The sequence below is a fragment of the Massilia oculi genome (assembly GCF_003143515.1).
GTDB classification, from domain to species: domain Bacteria; phylum Pseudomonadota; class Gammaproteobacteria; order Burkholderiales; family Burkholderiaceae_D; genus Telluria; species Telluria oculi.
Genome location: NZ_CP029343.1, coordinates 3,054,340 through 3,078,537, shown reverse-complemented (window position 1 = coordinate 3,078,537; position 24,198 = coordinate 3,054,340). Strand labels below are relative to the sequence as shown.

The 24,198-nt window shown below is 67.4% G+C and carries 21 protein-coding genes and 1 tRNA gene; 14 read left to right on the top strand and 8 right to left on the bottom strand.

Translation table 11 applies throughout. The features are described 5' to 3' along the window. Positions 1–7: 7 nt before the first annotated feature. The 6 genes from DIR46_RS14145 to DIR46_RS14120 form a co-directional block, all read right to left on the bottom strand. Complete coding sequence (locus DIR46_RS14145) at positions 8–931, bottom strand: N-acetylglucosamine kinase (RefSeq protein WP_109345800.1); 924 nt, start codon at positions 929–931, stop codon at positions 8–10. 18 nt (positions 932–949) lie between these two features. Next, positions 950–2,539, bottom strand: coding sequence for a glycoside hydrolase family 10-like protein (locus DIR46_RS14140; protein ID WP_229446257.1), 1,590 nt, complete (start codon positions 2,537–2,539; stop codon positions 950–952). A gap of 34 nt (positions 2,540–2,573) precedes the next feature. Further along, positions 2,574–3,716, bottom strand: coding sequence for an acyltransferase family protein (locus tag DIR46_RS14135; protein WP_109345798.1), 1,143 nt, complete (start codon positions 3,714–3,716; stop codon positions 2,574–2,576). Between the two features lie 6 nt (positions 3,717–3,722). Next, entirely contained in the window at positions 3,723–4,988 is a 1,266-nt protein-coding gene (locus DIR46_RS14130; RefSeq protein ID WP_109345797.1) for an MFS transporter, read from the bottom strand. Positions 4,989–5,030: 42 nt separating this feature from the next. Further along, positions 5,031–5,909, bottom strand: a complete 879-nt coding sequence (gene murQ, locus DIR46_RS14125; protein ID WP_109345796.1) for an N-acetylmuramic acid 6-phosphate etherase — start codon at positions 5,907–5,909, stop codon at positions 5,031–5,033. A 126-nt stretch (positions 5,910–6,035) separates the two neighbouring features. Continuing rightward, positions 6,036–6,776, bottom strand: coding sequence for a GntR family transcriptional regulator (locus tag DIR46_RS14120; RefSeq protein WP_109345795.1), 741 nt, complete (start codon positions 6,774–6,776; stop codon positions 6,036–6,038). A 123-nt stretch (positions 6,777–6,899) separates the two neighbouring features. Between DIR46_RS14120 and DIR46_RS14115 the strand changes: the two genes are divergently transcribed. The 12 genes from DIR46_RS14115 to DIR46_RS14060 all read left to right on the top strand — a co-directional run bounded on the left by DIR46_RS14115 (position 6,900) and on the right by DIR46_RS14060 (position 21,062). Further along, positions 6,900–8,198 (top strand): serine hydrolase domain-containing protein, encoded by a 1,299-nt coding sequence (locus tag DIR46_RS14115; protein ID WP_109345794.1) that lies wholly within the window; start codon positions 6,900–6,902, stop codon positions 8,196–8,198. A gap of 116 nt (positions 8,199–8,314) precedes the next feature. Then, positions 8,315–9,550, top strand: a complete 1,236-nt coding sequence (locus DIR46_RS14110) for a D-amino acid dehydrogenase (protein WP_109345793.1) — start codon at positions 8,315–8,317, stop codon at positions 9,548–9,550. A gap of 84 nt (positions 9,551–9,634) precedes the next feature. Continuing rightward, a complete protein-coding gene (locus DIR46_RS14105; RefSeq protein ID WP_109345792.1) occupies positions 9,635–10,096 on the top strand; it encodes a YchJ family protein in 462 nt (153 codons plus the stop codon). 48 nt (positions 10,097–10,144) lie between these two features. After that, positions 10,145–11,764 carry a carboxyl transferase domain-containing protein gene (locus tag DIR46_RS14100; protein ID WP_109345791.1) on the top strand — a complete coding sequence of 540 codons (1,620 nt, stop codon included), beginning with the start codon at positions 10,145–10,147 and terminating at the stop codon, positions 11,762–11,764. Between the two features lie 12 nt (positions 11,765–11,776). Then, complete coding sequence (locus DIR46_RS14095) at positions 11,777–12,565, top strand: enoyl-CoA hydratase/isomerase family protein (RefSeq protein WP_109348028.1); 789 nt, start codon at positions 11,777–11,779, stop codon at positions 12,563–12,565. Between the two features lie 16 nt (positions 12,566–12,581). Beyond that, positions 12,582–13,922, top strand: coding sequence for an adenosylmethionine--8-amino-7-oxononanoate transaminase (gene bioA / locus DIR46_RS14090; protein WP_109345790.1), 1,341 nt, complete (start codon positions 12,582–12,584; stop codon positions 13,920–13,922). Further along, the gene (gene bioF, locus DIR46_RS14085) at positions 13,919–15,103 is read left to right on the top strand and encodes an 8-amino-7-oxononanoate synthase (protein WP_109345789.1); all 1,185 of its coding nucleotides are present in this window, start codon (positions 13,919–13,921) and stop codon (positions 15,101–15,103) included. Before bioA ends, bioF begins: the two co-directional genes overlap by 4 nt. Further along, positions 15,100–15,927 (top strand): dethiobiotin synthase, encoded by an 828-nt coding sequence (bioD, locus tag DIR46_RS14080; RefSeq protein WP_109345788.1) that lies wholly within the window; start codon positions 15,100–15,102, stop codon positions 15,925–15,927. The genes bioF and bioD overlap by 4 nt, the downstream gene beginning before the upstream one ends. Before the next feature lie 19 nt (positions 15,928–15,946). Further along, on the top strand, positions 15,947–16,972 hold the full coding sequence (bioB, locus tag DIR46_RS14075; RefSeq protein ID WP_109348027.1) for a biotin synthase BioB: 1,026 nt from the start codon (positions 15,947–15,949) through the stop codon (positions 16,970–16,972). Positions 16,973–17,092: 120 nt separating this feature from the next. Next, the gene (locus DIR46_RS14070) at positions 17,093–19,117 is read left to right on the top strand and encodes an acetyl/propionyl/methylcrotonyl-CoA carboxylase subunit alpha (RefSeq protein WP_109345787.1); all 2,025 of its coding nucleotides are present in this window, start codon (positions 17,093–17,095) and stop codon (positions 19,115–19,117) included. Positions 19,118–19,210: 93 nt separating this feature from the next. Next, positions 19,211–20,140: a 2-hydroxyacid dehydrogenase gene (locus tag DIR46_RS14065; RefSeq protein WP_109345786.1), complete on the top strand. Its 930-nt coding sequence runs from the start codon at positions 19,211–19,213 to the stop codon at positions 20,138–20,140. Position 20,141: 1 nt separating this feature from the next. Continuing rightward, entirely contained in the window at positions 20,142–21,062 is a 921-nt protein-coding gene (locus DIR46_RS14060; protein ID WP_109345785.1) for a hydroxymethylglutaryl-CoA lyase, read from the top strand. A 71-nt stretch (positions 21,063–21,133) separates the two neighbouring features. On the opposite strand, the gene DIR46_RS14055 is transcribed toward DIR46_RS14060, so the two are convergent. Beyond that, positions 21,134–21,210 (bottom strand) — tRNA-Pro (locus DIR46_RS14055). Positions 21,211–21,308: 98 nt separating this feature from the next. Between DIR46_RS14055 and DIR46_RS14050 the strand changes: the two genes are divergently transcribed. Beyond that, positions 21,309–21,923 (top strand): hypothetical protein, encoded by a 615-nt coding sequence (locus DIR46_RS14050; RefSeq protein ID WP_162819513.1) that lies wholly within the window; start codon positions 21,309–21,311, stop codon positions 21,921–21,923. Between the two features lie 4 nt (positions 21,924–21,927). Here DIR46_RS14050 and rsmI read toward each other — a convergent pair whose 3' ends face one another. Continuing rightward, positions 21,928–22,833 carry a 16S rRNA (cytidine(1402)-2'-O)-methyltransferase gene (gene rsmI / locus DIR46_RS14045; protein ID WP_109345783.1) on the bottom strand — a complete coding sequence of 302 codons (906 nt, stop codon included), beginning with the start codon at positions 22,831–22,833 and terminating at the stop codon, positions 21,928–21,930. A gap of 11 nt (positions 22,834–22,844) precedes the next feature. On the opposite strand from rsmI, the gene DIR46_RS14040 reads away from it, so the two are divergent. After that, entirely contained in the window at positions 22,845–24,197 is a 1,353-nt protein-coding gene (locus DIR46_RS14040; RefSeq protein ID WP_109345782.1) for a penicillin-binding protein activator, read from the top strand. Position 24,198: the final 1 nt, after the last annotated feature.

The window sequence follows — 24,198 nt, the reverse complement described above, 5'->3', positions numbered from 1 at the left end:
TTGTTGTTCAACCCAGCGCCAGGCGCGCGGCAGCATGGTGGGCGCGCGAGCCGGTCCGCGTGAAGGCGATATCCGACGGCAGCGCCGCGCGCATGGTGTCGGCGATCAGCGGATGCAGTTCGGCGGCGCGCCCGGCCAGGGCCACCGGGCGGGCGCCGAAGCGCGAGATCAAGGCCGATGCCAGGCGCGCCAGCTCGCGGCCGGCATCGACCAGGATGGCGCGCGCCGCTGGATCCTGTTCCGCGCTGGCGGCGACGGCCAGCGCCAGCTTGCCGACCGTCCCGCGCTCGCTTTGATAGATGAATTGGCGCGACTCGGCCCAGTCCGATCCGCCGACGTGTTCGAACACGGCATGCGCCATCGGCGACTCCCGCCAGCAGCCGGGACGTTCGTCTTCATTGCGCCAGATATGGCGCAGCGCTTCGCGCGCGATCCAGAAGCCGCCGCCGCCATCGTCCAGCACCACGCCCCGGCCGCCGGCGCGGTGGAACACGTCGTGCTCGTCGATGAAGGCCCCGATCGAACCGGTGCCGGCATAGACCAGGTAGCCCTCGCCCGGCGCGAAGCTGGCGCGGTAGGCGATCTCGATGTCGTTGCAGAGCGTGACCGCGCCAGGCGCCACGCCCAGCAAGGCGGCAAGCCAGCCCTGCAGCAATTCGCCGTCGCCGCCGAAGCCGGTCAGGCCGGCCTGCACCCGCACCGGATGCGCATGCTGCAATACCGCCGCCGCCAGCCGTTCGAAGGTGGCGCGCACGGCCTCGCGGCCGTGGGGCGTGGCCATCTGCAGGGCGGAGAGACCGTCGACCGTGCCCTCGGCCAGGATCGCGCCGCCGGGCCCGGCCAGCGCCCAGCGCGTCTGGGTGCCGCCGGCGTCGATGCCCAGGCCGGGTTTGAACCCTATCTCATGCGGCTTGTCTTGATCAGTCGGCATACCGTGATGCTACCCGCATTATGGTTTCGACCACACACGCACGCGCTCGCCCTCGTTGCCGAGGCGGTCGACCGCGCTCACTACCACGATCTCGGCCGGGCCGAGGCGGTCGTCGTCGGAAACAGTCCAGGTCGCGCGCGCCGCCGGCGCCACGGCGAAGCGCCATTCATTGCCGTGACGGGCCCAGATCGCATACAGGGCGTTGCCCTTGCCCGCCGTCAGGCTCAGGTCGACCGACCTGGCGCCGCGGACGGCCTTGATCGTGGGCGTGCCGGGCCGCGTGCTGCCCAGCCACGGCGTGGCCGGCACCAGCGCCTGGCCGGTGTAGCGGCTTGCGCGCAACTGGTCGCTGATGCCCTTGCGGTTCTGCGTCAGGGCCACCATGCTGAAATGGATGTGACCAGTGGCCTGCGGACGCGAACGGGTCACGCTGACCTGCTGCAGCACTTCGTCCGGCTCGTAGGCGCGGGTCGGCGCGCCGATGCGGCTGGTGAACAGGCCCGGCCAGATATGGCGGCCCAGCGGGTTCTGCCCGATCCAGTAGTCGAGCAGCACGTCATAGGCCTGTCCCGGCGACTTGATCGGCCAGTACAGCTGCGGCACGAAGTAGTCGAGCCAGCCCTCCTGCAGCCACAGTTCGGCGTCGGCATACAGCTTGTCGTACTGCGAGAAGCCATTGATGCCGGGCGGACGGCGGTCGGGCCGGCCCAGGCCGAAGGGGCTGATGCCGAAGCGCACCCAGCTCTTTTCGGCATGGATGCCCTTGTACATGGCCTCGATCAGGCGGTTGACGTTGTCGCGGCGCCAGTCGGCGCGCGCCAATGTGCCGCCGCTTTTCAGGTAGCGCTGCCAGGCCGGATCGTCGGGGAAGTCCAGCTCGGCCTTGGCCGTGCGGCCGTCCAGCGCGGCGGCATTGCCGGCCACGGCCGGCGTGGCCTCGATCGGGTAGGGATAGAAGTAGTCGTCGATGTGCACGCCGTCGATGTCGTAGCGGCGCACGACGTCGAGGATCACGTCCATGGTCTGCTTGGCGGCCGCCGGCTCGCCCGGGTCCATCCACATGAACTTGCCGTAGCGCTTGACGACGTCCGGTCTGGTGTTGGTGATGTGGTTCGGCGCCGACTGCGAGCGCGCCGCGTCCATGCGCGCGCGATAGGGGTTGAACCAGGCGTGCAGCTCGAGACCGCGCGCATGCGCCTGGTCGATCCAGAATTTGAGGGGATCGTAGGCCGGCATCGGCGCCTTGCCTTGCGCGCCGCTCAGGTACTCGGTCCAGGGCTCGATCTTCGATGGATAGATCGCATCGGCCGAAGGTCGCACCTGCAGCACGATCGCATTCAGGTTCAGCGACTTGGCGCGGTCGAGGATGGCGATGGCTTCCTTCTGCTGCACGGCGGACGAGAGGCCGGGCTTGCTGGGCCAGTCGATATTGGCGACGGTCGAGACCCAGGCGGCGCGCAGCTCGCGCGGGGCGGCGGGCGGATCGTCGCCGCCGCTGGTTTCGGCAACCGGTACACCGCGGGTGAGCGGCTGGGTGCCGCAGCCGGCCAGCAGGCCACCGAGGGCGAAGGCGCTGGCCAGGCCGAGCGTGAAAGCGCGTTTGTTCATGTTGGGAAGCAAAGTGGCTCCTTGTGTGTTCGGTTCAGACTTTGACGAACCAGCGCTTGCGCCACATGCACCAGGCGATGGCAAACATGCAGGCGTTGAAAGCGATGGCGTACAGTAATGAGGTGTTGCGTGGGTCCAGCGGCAGCGCGGCGAATGGCGCGTACAGGAGCCGGCCGAGCGCGAGCTGGCTGCCGTCCGGCTGGGTGAATTTGATAAAACCGAGCATCTTGGCGATGAGGCCCGAGAGCGCGAAGATGAACAGCGCGTTCATGCCGTAGATGACGAAAGGGGTACTCAGGCGCTGCATGCGCTCGCGCAGCGCCGTTGACGGCGCCGCGTCCAGCAGCCAGTAGCTGGCGCCGAAGGCCAGCAGCGCCCAGCCGCTCATCAACAGGCAGAACGACGGCGTCCACAGGCTTTTATTGATCGGCATGAGGACCGCGTCGAGCGTGGAACCCAGCGCCAGGCAGGCCAGTCCCGCCAGCATCAGCCATACGACCTGCTCGGTGCGCGGAAGTGTCGAGAGCAGCAACCGGCCGGCCAGCACGCCGAACAGCAGGCTGCACACGGCCGGAAGCGTGGACACCAGGCCTTCCGGGTCCCAGGTCTTCGCTTGCGCCCACAGGTGACCGCCTATCAGGGCGCGGTCGATCCAGGCGCCGACGTCCTGGCCCGGTTCCAGTACGCCGGCGCCGATGCCGGGAACCGGAACGAGGAGCATCAGGACGCTGTACAGCGCCAGCAGCAGGAAGATGGCAAGCGCCTGGCCGCGCCAGCGCAGGTAGACCACCAGCGGCGCCGCCACCAGCGTGCACAGGGCGATGCGCTGCAGCACACCGGGAATGCGCACGCTGCCCCAGTCGAAACGCGGGATCAGGTTGAGCAGGAAGCCGATCAGGAAGATCAACGCGGCGCGTTTGGCGAGTTTGATCAGCAGCTGCGGCCTGTCTGCGCCGGCGGCGGCCAGGCGGCCCAGCGACAGCGCCATCGCGACGCCGCCGATGAATAAAAAGAAAGGGAAGATCGTGTCGGTGAACGTCCAGCCATGCCAGGCCGCATGCGCGAGCTGCGCATGCAGGTGGCCCCAGTCGCCCGGGTTATTCACGAGCACCATCGCGGCGATGGTGAAGCCGCGGAAGGCGTCGAGCGATGTCAGGCGCGCCGGTGCGTCGATCATGGCCCGTTATTTTTTCCCGAATTCGGGATCGATCCTGACCAGCGCCGCCACGATGAACGCGGGGATCGTCGCCAGGCAGGTCCAGATGAAGAAGTGCTTGTAGCCCAGGTATTCCTGCAGGTCGCCGCTCCACATGCCCGGCACCATCATGCCGAGGGCCATCAGGCCGGTGCAGATCGCATAGTGCGCGGTTTTATTGGGACCGTCGGCCACCATGATCATGTACATCATCATGGCCGTGAAGCCGAAGCCGTAGCCGAACTGCTCGAGCGCCAGGAAGGCGGACACCGTCACCAGGTCGGTAGGCTGGGTCTGCGACAGGTAGACGAAGACCAGGTCCGGCAGGTGGATCGCGAACACCATCAGCCACAGGCAGCGCTTGAGCCCCAGGCGCGAGATCAGCCAGCCGCCGGCCAGGCCGCCCAGGGTCAGGGCGATGATGCCGACGGTGCCGTAGGCGATGCCGTATTCGGCGGTGGTGAGCCCCAGGCCGCCTTCGCTGACCGGGTCCTTCAGGAACGGCGCCACGAGCTTCAGCAGCTGGGCCTCGCCCAGGCGGAAGGTGAGGATGAAGGCGACGATCATCCAGATGTCGCGCTTCTTGAAGAAGGCGGCGAAGGTGCCGAAGAAATCGCGCAGCGGATTATTGGTGGTCGGGGCGGGACGATCGTCCTCGGGCACCGGCAGCACGAACTGGTGCCAGGCAAACGCGGCGAAGAAGATCCCGGCCAGCACGTAGAACACGATCGCCCAGGCTTGCCTGACGTCGCCCAGGCTGACCGCCAGGTAACCGGCCAGCACCACCAGCGGGCCTTGTCCGACCAGGGTCGCGAGGCGATAGAAGGTGCTGCGCACGCCGACGAAGGCGGCCTGCTGCTGCTGGCGCAGGCCCAGCATGTAGAAGCCGTCGGCCGAGATGTCGTGGGTGGCCGAGCTGAACGCCATGATCCACATGACGGCCAGGCTGACGGCGAAGAAGGCGGGTGTGTGCAATACGGTGCCGACCGCGATCAGCGACGCGCCGACCACGATCTGCAGCAGCACGGTCCAGCGGCGCTTGGTGCCGAACATGTCGACGATGGGCGACCACAGCGGCTTGATCACCCACGGCAGGTACAGCAGGCTGGTGTAGAAGGCGATGTCGGAATTCGAGATCCCCATGTCCTTGTACATGATGACGGTCAGGTTCATCACCACGACGTAGGGGATGGCCTGGGCGAAGTACAGGGACGGCACCCACAGCCACGGGCGGTTCGCTTGCGGTTTATGCATGTCTCTTTCTTGTGCCATCAGGCCAGGGCTGCGGAAACGCGCTTACGCGAGCGCCTGGCGCACGCTGCCGCGCGCCGCTTCCAGCAGCGCTTGCGCCTGCTCGACACTGGTTTGTTTGGACAAGGCCACGATGGCGGTCTTGACGTGGAATCCGCATTGCTCCAGCACCGCCCGCGCGGCCTCTTCGTCGGCGCCGGTGGCGAAGCTGGTGAGACGGATCGCGCGCCGTACCAGTTTGGCATTGGTAGCCTTCAAGTCTACCATCAGGTTGCCGTAGACCTTGTTCAAACGCACCATCAGTGCGCTGGAAAAGGTGTTCAGCGCGATCTTTTGCGAGGTGCCGGCCTTCAGGCGCGTGCTGCCCGAGACGACTTCGGGCCCGGTGTCGAGCGTGACGCCGATTTCGGCTTCCTGCGTGACCGGCGCGTCCGGATTGTTGGCGAAGCCGATCGTCAGCGCGCCGACCGCACGCGCGGCCTGGATGGCGCCCAGCACGTACGGCGTACCGCCCGATGCGGCAATCGCCAGCACCACGTCGTCCGGCCCCACGTTCACGCCCTGCAGGTCGGCAGCGCCCTGGGCGAAATCGTCTTCGGCGCCTTCGACCGCGACGAACATCGCGTCGCTCCCGCCGGCCAGCAGCGCCACCGCGCGCCCATGCGGCCAGGAGAAGGTCGGGTACAGCTCGACGCTGTCGAGCACCCCCAGGCGGCCCGAGGTGCCGGCGCCGACATAGATCAGGCGTCCGCCCGCCTCCATGCGCGGCAGCGCGGCGGTGACGGCGGCGGCGATGCGCGGCGCGGCCTTGCGCACCGCTTCGACGGCCTGGAGCTGGTCATCGACGAAGACGTTCACCAGTTCGGTGGTCGGGTACTGGTCGAGGGCGGCGTGCGCCTGGGAAGGGGTTTCGGTATTGAGCATCGCCGTGTCTCGAAAATGGTTTTTTGATGAAACCAGTGTAATACCAATTCGGCAAGCCATCCCATGAAAGGATCGGCCGCCGCCATGCCGCGAGGTTATGCGGGCGACCCGGCGCAGGGGTCGGGCCTACGCCGGCCGCCGCAACTCGGCCACGAAGTCGTAATGGTCGCTGCGGCAATAGGAATGGGTCAACTCCACCGGCTCGCCCGATTCCAGGTAGCCGACGCGGGTGATGAACAGCACCGCGCGGCCTTCCGGCACGTCCAGGCGCGCCGCCAGCCCGGCGTCGGCGTTCATGGCGCGGATGTGCTGCAGCGCGCGCACCGGCATGTGGCCGCTCTTGCCCAGGTGGGCGTAGAGCGACGCGGCCACGCCATCGGGGCGCGGCAGCACCGTGGCCGGGATCACGCTGATCTCGTAGGCCATCACGACGTCGTCGGCCAGGCGCAGGCGTTCCAGGCGCGCCACCCGCGCGCCGGGCGAGAGGCCCAGCGAGAGCTGCTCGTCGGCGTCGGCCAGTATCACTTCGCGGCGCAGCCACTCGGACCTCGGGGTATAGCCGCGCTGCTGCAGCTGTTCCGAAAAACTCGACAGGTTCGACAGCGGCTGCTCGATGCGCGGGGCGATATAGTTGCCCGAGCCGCGGCGGCGCACCACCAGGCCCTGCTCGACCAGCTGGTCGATCGCCTTGCGCGCGGTGACGCGCGAGACGTCGAGCTGTTCGGACAGCATGCGTTCGGAAGGCAGCGCCTGGTCGGCCTGGTAGCGGCCGTCGCGCACGTCCTGCGCCAGCTTGCGCGCCAGCTGCATGTAGAGGGGAGAATTGTCGTCCAGGTTGACCTGGAATCCGGGACCGGGGGTGTTCATACCGTGGAAGCATACCACTTGAGACCAATACAAAAGAGTTATGACTTGCCTACGGCTATTCATTAGGCAAGGGTTTCGGGCTTTCCGTATGCTGATCCGGCAAACACGATAAAAGGGAATGACATGAATCACGGCAGGCGATCCCTGCTCGGCATGGTCATGCTGGGCGCCATGGAACCGCTGTTCGCGGCGATGCCACCTGCATCCGGCGGCGCGGCGGCTTCGCTCGACGCCGAGCTGGCCGCCGTCGTCGACGACCCTGCCTTTCCGCTGGCCAGCCTGTCGGTGCTGGCCCTGCGCGCCGGCCGGCCGGTGTACGAAGGCGCGTTCGGACGCCGCACCATCGGCAGCGGCGCCGCGCCCGACCGCCCGGCCACGCCCGACACCTTGTACCGCATCGCCTCGATCTCGAAGCTGGTCACCACGCTCGGCCTGATGCGCCTGCTGGAAGGCGGCAAGGTCGACCTCGATGCCGACGTCTCCGGCTACCTCGGTTTCAATTTGCGCAATCCGCATTTCGCCAGCCAGGCGATCACGCTGCGCCACCTGCTGCTGCATACCTCCTCGCTGCGCGACGACGGCGGCTACTTCTGGCCGGCCACGACCGCGCTGAAGGACGTGCAGCCGGCCTGGTCGCAGCTCGCCGGCCCCGACGGCGCCTATTACACCTATTGCAACCTGGGCTTCGGCCTGATCGGCACGATCATGGAACGCGTGACGGGCGAACGCTTCGACCGCCTGATGGCGCGCCTGCTGCTGCAACCGCTCGGCCTGCAGGCCGGCTACAACCCGTCCGAACTGCCGAAGGCGGCGCAGGACCGGCTGGCGACCATCTACCGCAAGCGCGCCGCGGACAGCGAAACCTGGCAACCCAACGGCCCTTGGGTCGCGCAGGTGGACGCCCCCGACATACAGCCGCCCCCAGGCCTGGCCGGCTACGTGCCGGGCACGAACGCCACGCCGTTCAGTCCGACCGGCGGCCTGCGCATCTCGGCGCGCGATCTGGGCGTCGTCATGCGCATGCTGATGGCGGGCGGCGTCCATGATGGCAAGCGCCTGCTGCAGGCGGCGACGGTCGAGCGGATGTTCGCGCGCCACTGGCGTTACGACGGTGTCGGCGGCAACGGCAACCCGCTGGGCAGCATCCTCAGCCCGCGCGGCCTGGGCAACGCCCATTATCCCGACCGTCCCGGGATGTGGCTGACGCCCGGCCTCGACGCGGTGGGCCACCTGGGCGACGCCTATGGCCTGCGCTCGATCTTCGCGATGGACCGCACCACCGGCAACGGCATCGTGGTGCTGGCCGGTGGCAGCGCGCGCGACCCAGGCGATCAACCCGGCCGCGACTCGTCGCTGGCGCGCTACGAGGAGCGCGTCCTGGCGAGCGTCTACCGGCGCGCCATCCTCGGCCAAACCGCCTGAACGGCCCTGCAAATGCGTACATATATGCCGGTTATGACGTCGCCCCCACGATTCATTGGCGGCCTGTCCGTACAGCCTCTAAGCTCCTTTCCCCTATTTGAACAAACGAGTCTGGCATGCAGCACATCATCGTGATCGGCGGCGGCGTCGTCGGCCTGGCGTCGGCCTGGTGGCTGGTGGAAGCCGGCTATGGCGTCACCCTGCTGGAGCGCGCGCCGGATGTCGGCAGCGGCGCCAGCTACGGCAATGGCGGCCAGCTCAGCTACCGCTACGTCTCGCCGTTGGCCGATGAGGGTATTCCGCTCAAGGCCGTCAAATGGCTGTTCCAGGCCGACGGTCCGCTGCGCTTCAAGCCCGAGGCCGACCTGCGCCAGTACCGCTGGCTGGCAAGCTTCCTGGCCCACTGCCGCGCCGACGTCAACCGCCGCACCACGGCCAAGCTGCTCGAGCTGGGGGAATGCTCGCGCCAAGCGATGCAGCAGCTCGAGCTGGTGGTGCCGCCCGAGGCCTTTCACTGGCGCGACGCCGGCAAGCTGGTGGTCTACCGCTCGCGCGAGGTGTTCGAGGCGGCCGCCTCGAAACCGGGCGCCGGCCAGGTCTGGACGCCCGAGGAATGCGGCGCGCGCGAACCGGCGCTGGCCGCCAGCCAGCACCTGCTGGCCGGCGGCATCTACAACGCCGGCGAGGCGGTGGCCGACTGCCACGCCTTCTGCCTGGCCCTGGCCGAACGCCTGCGCGCGCACCCGCGCTTTCGCGGCTTCGTCCATGGCGAGGCGACCGGACTGTACGCCGAGCGTGCGCGCATTCGCGGCGTCGAGACGACCAGCGGGCTGCTCACGGCGGACGCCTACGTGCTGGCGGCCGGGATCCAGAGCCGCGACCTGGCCGAATCGATCGATATCCACCTGCCGCTGTATCCACTCAAGGGCTACAGCCTGTCCGCCCCGATCCGCCAGGACGACGTGGCGCCCGAAATCAGCGTGACCGACTTCGAGCGCAAGGTGCTGTATGCGCGCATCGGCGACCGGCTGCGGGTGGCGGCCATGGTCGACATGGTGGGCGAAGACCTGCGCCTCGATCCGAAGCGGGTCGAGGGCCTGACGCGCCAGGTGCGCGAAACCATGCCGCGCGCGGCGGATTATTCGCAGGTAGCGGTGTGGGCGGGATTGCGGCCGGCGACGCCGAGCAGCGCGCCGATCGTCGGGGCGACCCGGTATGACAATCTGTGGCTGAACGTCGGGCACGGGCCGTTGGGGTTCACCTTTGCCTGCGGGACGGCGGCGGTGCTGGCCGACCTGGTGCAGGGGAAGGCGCCGCCGTTCGGGTTGGATGGGTTGACGCTGCGTCAATAAAGCCAGATTGCCTTTTCACTCATGGGGTGAACCGTCATGCGCCCCGCATGACCGGCGTGAGAGAAATCGCGGATAATTGCCGCCATGTCCACCCGTCCCACCTCTCCCTGCCCTTGCGGCGGCCCCGCGTTCGAGCAATGCTGCGGCCCTTACCTGGCCGGCGCGGCCCTGCCGCCGACCGCCGAAACCCTGATGCGCTCGCGGTATACCGCATTCACGCTCAAGGACGAGCCCTATCTGGTTGCCACCTGGCATCCAAGCACCCGCCCGCAGGAAGCGATCATCGACGAATCCGAGCCCATGCGCTGGCTCGGACTCGAGATAAAAACTGCTTTACGTTTACGTCAACGTAAAGCAGAATTGCCGGACGATCCAGAGCAGGACCCGAACCGTATCAACGAGGATAGCGTCGAATTCGTCGCCCGCTTCAAGGTCGGCGGCCGTGCGCACCGCCTGCATGAAGTCAGCCGCTTCGTGCGCGAGTCCGGCCCGGATGGCGCGCTTCGCTGGTTCTACCTGGACGGCAGTTTCCCTGACAAGAAGTGACCGCCGCGAGAGGCGGACGACAAAAGAGACGAAAGCAGAGGACGGCACATGCCCCAGATCGAGAGCAAACTGAACCCGCGCGGCGAGGACTTCAAGACCAATGCAGCGGCAATGCAGGCGGTGGTGGACGACTTGCGTGCGCGCGTCGCGCAACTGGCCCAGGGCGGCGGTGAAGCCGCCTGCGCCAAGCATGTTGCAAGGGGCAAGCTGCTGCCGCGCGAGCGCGTCGAGCACCTGCTCGATCCGGGCACGCCCTTCCTCGAATTCTCCCAGCTGGCCGCCTATGAAATGTATGACGGCGCCGCCCCCAGCGCCGGCATCATCACCGGCATCGGCCGCGTCGCGGGCCAGGAGTGCGTGATCGTGTGTAACGATGCCACCGTCAAGGGCGGCACTTATTATCCGATGACGGTGAAAAAACACCTGCGCGCGCAGGAGATCGCCGAGCAGAACAACCTGCCCTGCATCTACCTGGTCGATTCAGGCGGCGCCAACCTGCCGAACCAGGACGACGTGTTCCCCGACCGCGACCACTTCGGCCGCATCTTCTACAACCAGGCGAACCTGTCGGCCAAGGGCATCCCGCAGATCGCCGTGGTGATGGGCTCCTGCACCGCCGGCGGCGCCTACGTGCCGGCGATGAGCGACGAGTCGATCATCGTCAAGGAACAGGGCACGATCTTCCTCGGCGGCCCGCCGCTGGTAAAAGCCGCGACCGGCGAAGTGGTCAGCGCCGAAGACCTGGGCGGCGGCGACGTCCACACCCGCCTGTCGGGCGTGGCCGACCACCTGGCCCAGAACGATCCGCACGCGCTGGCGCTGGCGCGCACGATCGTCTCGAACCTGAACCGGGTCAAGCCAAGGTCGGGAGAAATGCGGGGCGCGCTGCGCGACAGCGTCGAGCCGAAATACGCCCCTGAAGAGCTGTACGGCGTGATCCCGGTCGACACCCGCAAGCCGTTCGACGTGCGCGAAGTGATCGCGCGGGTCGTGGATAACAGCGAGTTCGACGAGTTCAAGGCCCGTTATGGCACGACGCTGGTGTGCGGCTTCGCCCACATCTACGGCATGAAGGTCGGCATCATCGCCAACAACGGCATCCTGTTCTCGGAGTCGGCATTGAAAGGCGCGCACTTCATCGAACTGTGCTGCCAGCGCAAGATCCCGCTCGTCTTCCTGCAAAACATCACCGGCTTCATGGTCGGCCGCAAATACGAAAACGAAGGCATCGCCCGCAACGGCGCCAAGATGGTCACCGCCGTCGCCACCGCCTCGGTGCCGAAGTTCACCGTCATCATCGGCGGCTCCTTCGGCGCAGGCAACTACGGCATGTGCGGCCGCGCCTTCTCGCCGCGCTTCCTGTGGATGTGGCCGAACGCGCGCATCTCGGTGATGGGCGGCGACCAGGCGGCGTCCGTGCTGGCCACCATCAAGCGCGACGGCATCGAAGGCAAGGGTGGCCAATGGTCGCCCGAGGAAGAAGCCGCGTTCAAGCAACCGATCAAGGACCAGTACGAGCACCAGGGCCACCCCTACTACGCCAGCGCGCGCCTGTGGGACGATGGCGTGATCGATCCGCGCGACACCCGCATGGTGCTGGGCCTGGGCCTCTCGGCGGCAATGAACAAGCCGATCGAGGATACGAAGTTCGGCGTGTTCCGCATGTAAGGAGAGATGAACATGGATTATCAAACCCTCACCATCGCGATCGCCGACAAGGTAGCCACCGTCACCCTCAACCGCCCCGAGCTGCGCAACGCCTTCAACGAGCACGCGATCGCCGAACTGGCGCTGGCCTTCGATGAACTGGGCCGCAGCGACACGGTGCGCGCCATCGTCCTGGCCGCGAATGGCCCGGCCTTCTGCGCCGGCGCGGACCTGAACTGGATGAAGAAGATGGCCGCTTACTCGCATGAAGAAAACCAGGAAGACGCGCTGCGCCTGGCCGATATGCTGCGCACGATCTACCTGTGTCCGAAGCCCACCGTGGCCAAGGTGCAGGGCGACTGCTACGCCGGCGGCATGGGCCTGGTGGCCGCCTGCGACATCGTCGTCGCCGTCGACAACGCGGGTTTTTGCCTGTCCGAAGTGAAGCTCGGCCTGATTCCGGCTACCATCTCGCCTTACGTGATCAAGGCCATGGGCGAACAGGCCGCGCGTCGCTACTTCCTGACCGCCGAACGCTTCGACGGAGCGGAAGCACGCCGCATCGGCTTCGCGCATGAAGTGGTGGCCGCCGACGCGCTCGACGCGACGGTCGCCGGCATCGCCCGTGCCCTGGTCAACAACAGCCCGAACGCCGTGAGGCAAGCCAAGACGCTGGTGCGCGACATCGTCGGCAAACCGGTCGACGACGCGTTGCTGGCGGATACCGCCGGCCGCATCGCCGCCATCCGCGCCTCGCTGGAAGGACGGGAAGGCGTGGCCTCCTTCCTTGAAAAACGCAAGCCCACATGGCTGCAAACATAGAAATTGGAAACCTGAAGTGACTCAATCGACCTCCGCCGAGTGGATCGCGCGCAGCCTGCGCAGCGTATGGCATCCCTGCACGCAAATGCAGCACCACGAGGAGGTGCCGCTGATCGCGGTCAGCCATGGCAAGGGTCCGTGGCTCTATGACTATGACGGCAAGCGCTACCTGGACGGCATCAGCTCGTGGTGGGTCAATATGTTCGGCCACGCGAACCCGCGCATCAACGCCGCGCTCAAGGACCAACTGGACAAGCTCGAACACGCGATGCTGGCCGGCTTCACGCATGCGCCGGTGGTCGAGCTGGCCGAACGCCTCTCGAAGCTCACCGGCCACGCGCTGGGCCACGCCACCTTCGCCTCGGACGGCGCTTCCGCGGTCGAGATCGCGATGAAGATGAGCTTCCACGCCTGGCGCAACGCCGGCAACACCGCCAAGCAGGAATTCGTCTGCCTGCAGGGCAGCTACCACGGCGAGACCATCGGTGCGCTGTCGGTCACCGACGTCCCGCTGTTCAAGGATGCCTACGGCCCGCTGCTGCGCGCCTCCCACGTGGTGAGCGCACCGGATGCGCGCAACGCGGCGGAAGGCGAGACCGCCCAGGACGTGGCGCGCCGCGCGATCCTGGAAGTGAAGGAACTGTTCGAACAGCGCGGCGACAACATCGCCGCCATCATCGTCGAACCGCTGGTGCAGTGCGCGACCGGCATGGCGATGTACGACCCGCTCTACCTCGAATTGCTGCGCGACCTGTGCGACCAGCACCAGGTGCACCTGATCGCCGACGAGATCGCGGTCGGCTGCGGACGCACCGGCACCTTCTTCGCCTGTGAGCAGGCTTCGATCTGGCCCGACTTCCTGTGCCTGTCGAAAGGCATCAGCGGCGGCTACCTGCCGCTGTCGCTGGTGCTCACCCGGGACGACATCTACCAGGCCTTCTACAGCGAAGACATCACGCGCGGCTTCCTGCACTCGCACTCGTACACCGGCAATCCGCTGGCCTGCCGCGCCGCGCTGGCCACGCTCGACATCTTCGAGGAGGACGATGTCCTGAACCGCAATCGCGAGCTGGCGACGAAGATGACGATCGCGCTGGCGCCGCTGGCAGAACATGAACGCGCGCGCCACTTCCGCCAGCGCGGCATGATCTTCGCGTTCGACGCCATCGAACCGGACAAGGATCGCGCCTCGACCTTCTCGCGCCGATTCTTCTCCACCGCGGTGGAGAACGAACTGCTGCTGCGCCCGATCGGCCGCACCGTCTACCTGATGCCGCCCTACGTGCTGGACGACGAAGTCGTCGCCGGCCTGGCCGCACGCACCCTCAAGACCTTCGAGTCGGTGATCCGGCCATGAACCTGATCGCCGCCATCGACCGCAAGCTCGACGCGCTCGCCGCCCACAGCCTGGTGCGCAAGCGTCGCGTGACCGACGGCGCCTGCGCGCCGCGCCAGATCGTGGACGGCCGCGAATTGCTGGCCTTCTGCAGCAACGACTACCTCGGCCTGGCGTCGCACCCCCTGGTCATCGAAGGGTTGCGCGCGGGCGCATCGCTGTATGGCGCCGGCAGCGGCGCCTCGCACCTGGTGTCGGGCCACGGCCGCGCGCATCACGTGCTGGAAGAGCGCCTGGCCGAGTGGATGGCGCCGCACCTTGAACAGGCGCGCGCGCTCACGCTGTGCACCGGCTATATGGCCAACCTGGCGATCCTGACCGCGCTGGGCCAGGACGCCGACGCCATGATCTTTTCCGAGGCGCTGAACCACGCCTCGCTGATCGACGGCGCCCGCCTGGCGAAGGCCGGCGTCACGGTCTATCCGCATGGCGACGTCGAGGCGCTAGGGGCGCAACTCGCGGCAAGCACCGCCGGCACGAAAATCGTCGTCACCGACAGCGTCTTCAGCATGGACGGCAACCTGGCCCCGCTGCCGGCATTGCTGGCCGTGTGCGAACGTCACGGCGCCTGGCTGGTGGTCGACGACGCCCACGGCTTCGGCGTGCTGGGGGCGAACGGGCGCGGCGCGCTCGAACACTTTGGCCTCCGCTCGCCCAACCTGGTCTATATGGGCACGCTCGGCAAGGCGGCCGGCGTCGGCGGCGCCTTCGTCGCCGCGCACGCCAGCGTGATCGAATTGCTGGTGCAGCGCGCCCGTCCCTATATCTACACCACGGCCTGCCCGCCGGCCCTCGCGCACGCCCTGCTCGCCAGCCTTGATATCATAGGCGATGCCGAGGGTGCAGAGCGACGCGCCCACCTGGCGGGACTTATCAAGCAATTGCGCGAATCGCTGGATTTCCAGCGTTGGAAACTGGTCGCGTCGCACACCGCGATCCAGCCCGTCATCATCGGCAGCAACGACGACGCGTTGCGCGCCTCCGCCGCCCTGCATGAGCAGGGCCTGTGGGTGCCCGCGATCCGCCCGCCAACCGTAGCGCCGGGTACTGCGCGTTTGCGCGTGACCTTGTCGGCCGCCCACGGCATCGACGACGTAGCGCAGCTGGCGGAGGCGCTCAACAGACTGGAAAAGACCCCATGAAAAACCTCAACGAGACCGACGACCCGATCGCCGCACCGCCGCCCGCGCTGCCCGAGGCCGAGCTCGACGAGCCTGCCCTGGAGCCGGAGCTCGAGGCGCGCTCCATCGACGGACTGCCCTCGCGCTTCGCCTGCTTCGTCACCGGCACCGACACCGAGATCGGCAAGACGCTGGTCTCCAGCGCCATCCTGCACAAGCTCGCCGCCAGCGGCGTGCGCGCCTGCGGCATGAAGCCGGTGGCGGCCGGCGCCGAACTGCGCGACGGCGAACTGCATAACGACGACGCCGACATGCTGTTCAACGCCGGCAACGTGCACCTGCCTTCGTCGATCACGACGCCGTACATGCTGCGCGAACCGGCGGCGCCCCACATCGCCGCCGCGCTGGAGAACGTCACCATCGAATCGGCGCCGATCATCGCCGCCTTCGCCGAGATCCAGGCCGCGTCCGACGCCGTCGTGGTCGAGGGCGTGGGCGGCTTCCGGGTGCCGTTCAACGACAGCTTCGACAGCGCCGACCTGGCCGCGCAACTGAACCTGCCGGTGATCCTGGTGGTCGGCATGCGCCTGGGCTGCATCAGCCACGCCCTGCTCACGGTCGAAGCGATCGTTGCGCGCGGCCTGGTGCTGGCCGGCTGGGTCGCCAATACGCTGGCGCCCGAGATGCATCATGAGCAAGAGAACATCGAGGCGCTGACACAGCGCATCCCGGCGCCGCTGCTGGGCCGCGTGCCGCGCCTGCAAACACCGACGGCCGCCGCGGCGGCCGAATTCATCGATCTCGCTGGACTGCCGGGATGGCCGTCCACGCGAGGCAAGTCCTGAAGGAACCACCATGTCCGATATGAATACCATCGCCCTGCACCGTCCTGCGGCCGCCATCAAGCCTGCGGAAAACGCCACCTGGCCGCTGGCCGACGTGCTCGCGCTGTTCGAGCTGCCCTTCCCCGAGCTGATGCACCGCGCCTCGACCCTGCACCGCGAATACTTCCCGGACGGCGACGTCGAACTGGCGACCCTGCTGTCGATCAAGACCGGCGGCTGCGAGGAAGACTGCGGCTACTGCCCGCAGGCGGCGCGCTACGATACCGGCGTCGAAGCCAAGAAGATCCTCGACATCGACACCGTGCTGGATGCGGCGCGCGCGGCCAAGGCCAGCGGCGCGACCCGCTTCTGCATGGGGGCCGCCTGGCGCAGCCCGAAGGAGCGCGACATGGAAAAGGTCGAGACCATGGTGCGCGAAGTGAAAGCGCTGGGCATGGAGACCTGCGCCACGCTGGGCATGCTGGAGGCCGGACAGGCCGAGCAGCTGAAGAAAGCGGGCCTGGACTACTACAACCACAATATCGATACCGCGCCGGATTTCTATAACAACGTCATCTCCACCCGCGAATACCAGGACCGCCTGGACACGCTGGGTCGCGTACGCGAAGCGGGCCTGAAGGTCTGCTGCGGCGGCATCGTCGGCATGGGCGAGACGCGCGAACAGCGCGCCGGCCTGATCGCCCAGCTGGCCAACCTGAACCCGTATCCGGAATCGGTGCCGGTCAACCACCTGGTGCAGGTGGCGGGCACGCCGCTGCACGGCATGGAGAAGCTGGACCCGATCGAATTCGTGCGCACCATCGCGGTTGCGCGCATCACCATGCCGCAAGCGCGCGTGCGCCTGTCGGCGGGCCGCCGCGAGCTGGGCGAAGCGGTGCAGGCGATGTGCTTCATGGCCGGCGCCAACTCGATCTTCTACGGCGACAAGCTGCTCACCACCGACAATCCGGAAGCCGACGACGACCGCGTGCTGCTCGAGAAGCTGGGCCTCAAGACGCGCGCCGCCACGCTCGATTCGGTGCAGAAGGAAGCCTGCGGGTGTTAAGAAAACTTAGCTTCCCGCCTACGCGGGAAGTCATTGCCGCCACTGGCGGCAATGACGAAGGCGGCCGGGGAGACAAGGCCGCAACCTTCTTCGAACAACCATAAGCGAAAGATAAAGCGCATGTTCACCAAGATCCTCATCGCCAACCGTGGCGAAATCGCCTGCCGTGTGGCCGCCACCGCGCGCCGCATGGGTATTCGTACCGTCGCCGTGTATTCCGAGGCCGACGCCGGCGCAAAACACGTCGCGGTGTGCGATGAGGCGGTCCTGATCGGCCCCGCGGCCGCCAAGGACAGCTATCTGCGCGGCAGCAAGATCATCGAGGTCGCCAAGGCCACCGGCGCCCAGGCGATCCACCCCGGCTACGGCTTCCTGTCCGAGAACGCCGAGTTCGCGGATGCGGTGCAGGCCGCCGGCCTGGTGTTCATCGGCCCGCCGGCATCCTCGATGCGCGCGATGGGTTCGAAGTCGGCCGCCAAGCAGCTGATGGAGAGCGCCAACGTGCCGCTGGTGCCGGGCTACCACGGCGACGAGCAGGATCCTGGCTTTCTCCGCCAGCAGGCCGACCGCATCGGTTACCCGGTGCTGCTCAAGGCCAGCGCCGGCGGCGGCGGCAAGGGCATGCGCGTGGTCGAGCGTTCGGAAGATTTCGAAGCCGCGCTGGCCTCGTGCAAGCGTGAGGCGATCTCCAGCTTCGGCGACGACAAGGTGCTGGTCGAGAAATACCTGATCCGCCCGCGCCACATCGAGATCCAGGTCTTCGCCGACAGCCTGGGTGGTTGCGTCTACCTGCACGAGCGCGACTGCTCGGTGCAGCGCCGCCACCAGAAGGTGCTGGAAGAAGCGCCGGCCCCGGGCATGCCGGCGGACCGCCGCGCGGCCATGGGCGAGGCCGCGGTGAATGCCGCGCGCGCGGTCGGCTACGTCGGCGCCGGCACCGTGGAATTCATCGCCAACCAGGACGGTTCGTTCTATTTCATGGAGATGAACACCCGCCTGCAGGTCGAGCATCCGGTGACCGAGATGATCACCGGCACCGACCTGGTCGAATGGCAGTTGCGCGTCGCCTTTGGCGAGCCGCTGCCGAAGAAGCAGCATGAACTCGGCATCCACGGCCACGCGATCGAGGCGCGCGTGTATGCCGAAAATCCCGAGAAGGGCTTCCTGCCGTCGATCGGCACCTTGCGCCACATGGACGTGCCGCAGGCGGTGGCGTTCGAGCTCGGCGCGGATGGTCTCGGCGGGGCAACGGCGCCGGCCGCCGTGCGCGTCGACTCCGGCGTGCGCGAGGGCGATACGATCTCGCCGTTCTACGATCCGATGATCGCCAAGCTGATCGTCTGGGGCGCCGATCGCACCCAGGCGCTGGCGCGCATGTCGCAGGCCCTGAGCGAGTTCCGCATCGTCGGCCTGGCCACCAATATTGCTTTCCTGAAGCGCCTGGTCGAAGGCCAAGCGTTCGCCAGCGCCGACCTCGACACGGGTTTGATCGAACGCAATCAATCCTCACTTTTCCCGCCCGCAGCTCCAGCCCCGCTCGGCGCCCTGGCCCTGGCCGCGCTCGCCCTCCTCGAGGCCGAAACCGTGCACGGCGCCGCCAACGACGCCGACCCATGGAGCCAGGCAAGCGGCTGGCGCATGAATGGCGATTACCGCCGCACCTTGTCCTTCACCGATGAGTACGGCGACTATCGCATCGGTCTGACTTACCGCAATAGTGGGTGGGAAATTGACCTTGATAAGCAGCGTCAGCGCATAAAACTAGTCTCGCAGAACGATGCCGAGCTGGCCCTGCGCCTGGGCGAGACCGCCCTGCACGGCTGTGTGCGCCGCGACGGCGACGCATTCCACGTGTTTACCGGCGGCCGCCACCACACCCTGACGTACAATGACCCGATGGCACATGCCGGTGAGATTGAATCGGCGGGCGGTCGCCTGACGGCGCCCATGCCGGGCAAGGTGGTCGCGGTGCTGGCCCAGTCCGGCAAGATTGTTGCAAAGGGGGAGCCGCTGGTGATCATGGAAGCGATGAAGATGGAACACACGATTTCCGCGCCGAGCGACGGCCTGGTGGAAGAAGTGCTGTACGAGGTCGGCGACCAGGTTGCCGATGGCGCGCCGCTGCTGGCTTTCAAGGCAGCATAGCAAGACCCATAAAGGGTAGCTCGAAAAACCGTCGCGAGCGGCAGCAGTTTCTTCGAGGTGCCAGAACCACCCTGACAAAAACGAGGGGGAGACATGCGCATTGTCCTGTACCGGGGCGATGGCGTCATCGAGCCGTGGGAACGCGAGTTCTCGGCCGTGATGCCAGGCGTCGAGACGGTCACCTGGAAGGAGGGCCAGCTATTGCCCCCCTGTGATTACGCGGTATTGTGGAACCCGGCGCCCGGCCTGCTGGCGCAGCTGGACGAGGTCAAGGCGATCTTCCTGATGGGCGCCGGCGTCGACGCCGTGCTCAAGTTCGGCGAGACGCTGCCGCGCGTGCCGCTGGTGCGCCTGGGCGACGCCGGCATGGGCGTGCAGATGGCCGAGTACGTGGCGCACGCCGTGCTGCGTTACTTCAGGCGCTTCGACGAATACGAACAGCAGGCGCGCCACGGCGCCTGGAATCCACTGCCCCAGCATCCGAAAGACTCGTTCACGATCGGCGTCATGGGACTGGGCAAGCTTGGCATGCCGGTGGTCGAGGCGATGCGCCATTTCGGCTTCCCGGTGCGCGGCTGGAGCCGCAGCCCCAAGGACATCCCCGGCCTGCCGACCTATGCCGGCATGGAGCAGCTCGACGACTTTCTGCATGGCACGCGGGTGCTGGTCTGCCTGCTGCCACTGACCGCGGACACGACCAACCTGCTCGACCGCCACCGGCTGGGCAAGCTGGCGCCCGGCGCCTACCTGATCAACGTCTCGCGCGGCGCCATCCTGGCCGAGCCCGACCTGATGACCCTGATCCGCTCGGGGCACATCGCCGGCGCCACGCTCGACGTGTTCCGCCATGAGCCGCTGCCGGCCCCGCATCCGTTCTGGAACGAACCGCGCATCGCCCTCACCCCGCACATCTCGGCGCTCACCATGCGCCTCGACGCCGTGCGCCAGATCGCCGACAAGATCGGTGCGCTGGAAGACGGCCAACCGGTCGACGACCTGGTCGACCGCCAACTTGGATACTGACATGACCCACCAGAGCTCCCTGCCTGCGAAAGTAAAAATCGTCGAAGTCGGCCCGCGCGACGGGCTGCAGAACGAGAAGGAAGCGCTGAGCGCCGACGTCAAAGTCGAACTGGTCGAACGCCTGGCGCGCGCCGGCTTCGTCAACGTGGAGGCGGCCGCCTTCGTCTCGCCGAAATGGGTGCCGCAGATGGCGACCAGCGCCGAGGTGCTGGCGCGGATCGAGCGCCGGCCCGGCACCATCTACTCGGCGCTGGTGCCGAATATGCAGGGCTTCGAGGCCGCCCTGGCCGGCGGGGCCGACGAGGTGGTCGTGTTCGGCGCGGCCTCCGAAGCCTTCTCGCAAAAGAACATCAACTGCTCGATCGCCCAGTCGATCGCCCGCTTCGAGCCGGTGGCGCGCGCGGCGAAGGAACAGGGCCTGCGCCTGCGCGGCTCGATCAGCACGGCCTTCGGCTGCCCCTACCAGGGCGAGGTGCCGCTGGATGCCGTCGGCGACGTGGTGGCGCGCATGCGCGACCTGGGTTGCGACGAGATCGACATCGCCGACACGATCGGCGTCTCGACCGCCCGCAAGACGCAGGCCGTGATGCTGCGCGCAGCGCGGGAATTCCCGATCGCGCAACTGGCCGGCCACTTCCACGACACCTACGGCCAGGCGCTGGCCAATATCTATGCGGCGATGGAAATCGGCGTGGCAATCTTCCACTCCTCGGTGGCCGGCCTGGGCGGCTGCCCCTATGCCAAGGGCGCGACCGGCAACGTGGCGACCGAGGACGTGCTGTACCTGATGCAGGGGCTGGGCATCGAGACCGGCGTCGATCTCGACCAGGTGGTCGATGCCGGGCTGTTCATCTCGCAGCAGCTGGGCCGCAAGAGCATCAGCCGCGCCGGGAATGCGATCGCAGCCAAGCGCGCCGGATGAATCGTCGGGGCGGATGGCGCCCCACAACGAAAAAAGCCGACAACTCACGTTGTCGGCTTTTTTCTTGATACTGGTCGGAGTACAAGGATTCGAACCTTGGACCCCCTGGTCCCAAACCAGGTGCGCTACCGGGCTGCGCTACACTCCGAAGAAGCGAGATCATATCGGTTTCGCGTGACCTGGTCAAGTTTTCGTTGCAAAATAGCGTGTAAGACTTTTCTAAAGTTAAGTTGAGGTATGTATTTCATGCATATGGCTCTGAACTTTGGCGAGCCGGTCAGCCTGCAACGCGGCAACCGGCGCATCGTCATCGGCGTCGCGGTATCGATCGCGGTGCATGCATTGTTCCTGCTGGCGTACCGGAATACGACCTTCAAGACCATGGCGACCGGGCCGGCCGAGCCGACGGTGCTCTCCGTCATGATCGCCCCTCAAGCGCCGCCGCCGCCGCCGCCATCCGAGCCGGAAATCGTTCGTCCGGCAGCGCCAGCCCCGAGCGCCCCCACTGCACCACGCACGACCCGGCCGGCGCCACCGCAAGCCGTGATCGCCGTTCCGGAAAGCGCTAGCGCCGCCCCGGATCCATTCGTTGTGCAGCAGGAAGAAACCACTGAGCCGGCGCCGAAGTTCGACATGAACGCGGCGCGCGAGGTGGCGCGCGCGAATGCCCACCTGCGCGACCCGTCGAAAGAAGGCACGGCGCTGGCGCAATTCCCCGAACCGGCGTTGCAGACCGAATCGAAGCTGGCGCGCGGCATCCGCGAAGCCAAGCGGCGCGACTGCAAGGACGGAATTCCAGGCGGGCTGCTGGCGCCGATTTATTTATTGATGGACAAGAAAGATTCGGGATGCAAGTGGTGACCCGTCATTCGCCCTTGATCTGGAGCGCACGTTCGTAGAGCGCATTCTTCTTGCGTCCGGTAATCTGCGCCGCCAGGTTGGCCGCCTGCTTCACGCTGCACTCGCCCAGGAGGATCTGCAAGATGCGCTCGGCCTCCGCATCCTCCGCATCGGTCGCCTCGACCGCCCCCGCCACCAGCACCACGAATTCGCCGCGCTCGCGATGCTGGTCGGCTTTCACCCAAGCCAGCGCATCCTTCAGCTCGCAGCGATGCACTTCCTCGAACATCTTGCTCAGCTCGCGGGCGAACACCACCTGCCGGGTCGGCTCGAACGCCGCCGCCAGCGCCTCGACGCAATCGATGATGCGGTGCGGCGCCTCATAGAACACCAGGGTCGAGGTCTCGCGCGCCAGCGGCGCCAGCGCCGCCTCGCGGCCCTTGGCCTTGGCCGGCAGGAAGCCGACGAAGTGAAAACGGTCGTTCACCAGGCCGCTGGCCGACAGCGCCGCGATCGCGGCCGAGGGGCCGGGCAGCGGCACCACGTTCAGGCCGGCATTGCGCACCGCGTCGACGATGCGCGAACCGGGATCGGACACGCCGGGCGTGCCGGCGTCGGACACCAGCGCCACGCGCTGTCCGGCGCGCAGCCGCTCGACGATCTTGTCGGCCACTTCACGCTCGTTGTGCTGGTGCGCGGCGATGGTCGGCTGGGAGAGGCCGAAGCGCTGCAGCAGTGCGCCGGTCTTGCGCGTGTCCTCGCAGGCGACCACGTCGGCCAGCGCCAGCAGGTGCAAGGCGCGCAGGGTGATGTCGGTGACGTTGCCGATCGGAGTAGCCACGACATACAGCGTTGCGGTAGGATAGGACTGCTGGGCCGCCTCGCCCATGACGGGAAGTCGGGCGATGTCGATGGTCTGCTGATCTGTCATAAAGGGTTCCGATGCTGAAGAAAAAAAATCTACCGGGCTTGCTCGCGGCCGCCGTATTTACGCTGTTAGCCGGTTGCGGCAGCACGCCATTGCCTCCCGATACCGGTTGCGGCATGCCGGGTGGCGTGTGCAGTGCCGGGGCGCCGGTAACGAATGCGCCGCCGCCGGCGCCAGCTTACACGCCGCCGCCGCGTGACGAAAGTGGCGTACAGACCAATCCGGTCGAGCTGCCGCCGAGCGCCGGCGGCAGCCCGCGCGCCGCGGCGCCATCGTCGGCGCCCTACAGCGGCCCGGCCATGCGTGTGGCGCTGCTGCTGCCGCTCGACTCGCAGGCGCTGGCCCAGCCGGCCGAAGCGGTGCGCGCCGGCTTCATGGCCGCCCACGAACAGCAGCGCGAGGGCATCACCGTCAACCTGGTGCCCACCGGCGACTCGGCGCAGGCGGTGCTCGACGCCTACCGCAGCGCGGCCGAACAGAACGATATCGTGGTCGGCCCGCTGGCGCGTTCCGCCGTGGCGTCGCTGGCCACCAGCGGCGCGGTCAACAAGCCGACCATCGCCCTGAACCACCCGCAAGTCAATTCCCCGCTGCCGCGCCAGATGCTGGTGATCGGCCTGTCGCTCGAGGACGAGGCGCGCCAGGTGGCCGAGTGGGCCGCCAGCGAACAGCCCATCGGCCAGGCCCTGGTGCTCACCGGCCGCGCCGCCTGGCAGCAACGCCTGTCGGGCGCCTTCAGCCAGCGCTGGGCAGAACTCGGCCGCACGCACGCCACGGTCGAACTGCCGGCCGAAGGCGGCTACGTCGACGGCAATGCGCTGGCCGAGCTGCGCGCGCGTCTGTCGGCCGAACCGCCGCAGCTGGTCTACGCCGCGCTCGACGCCAACGGCCTGCGCCAGGTGCGCATGGCGATCGGCACCTCGCTGCCAACCTATGGCACCGCCTCGGTCAACCCGGGCCTCGACACGTCCGGCGTGCCGGCCGAACTGGTCGGCGTGCGCTTCCTCGACCTGCCCTGGACCGTGCAGCCCGACCATCCGGCCGTCGCCGGCTATCCGCGCTGGAGCGCCGGCAGCCAGGGGCTCGACCCGCAGCGCCTGTACGCGCTCGGCATCGACGCCTTCCGCATCGCGCGCGAACTGGCGCAGCGTCCGACCGGCTCGTTCGAACTCGATGGCGTTACCGGCCGCCTGTCGGTGAACATGGGCCAACTCAGTGGTCAACATTCGCGTGCCTTCCGCCGCGTCGAGACCGGCGTCGTGGTGCGCGACAACGGCCCGACCGAACAAATCCTCACCGACGACGCCGGCGGCGACAGTGTGCCGCCACCGCGCCGCGTGTTCGAACCGGTCGCGACCGGTTTATGAC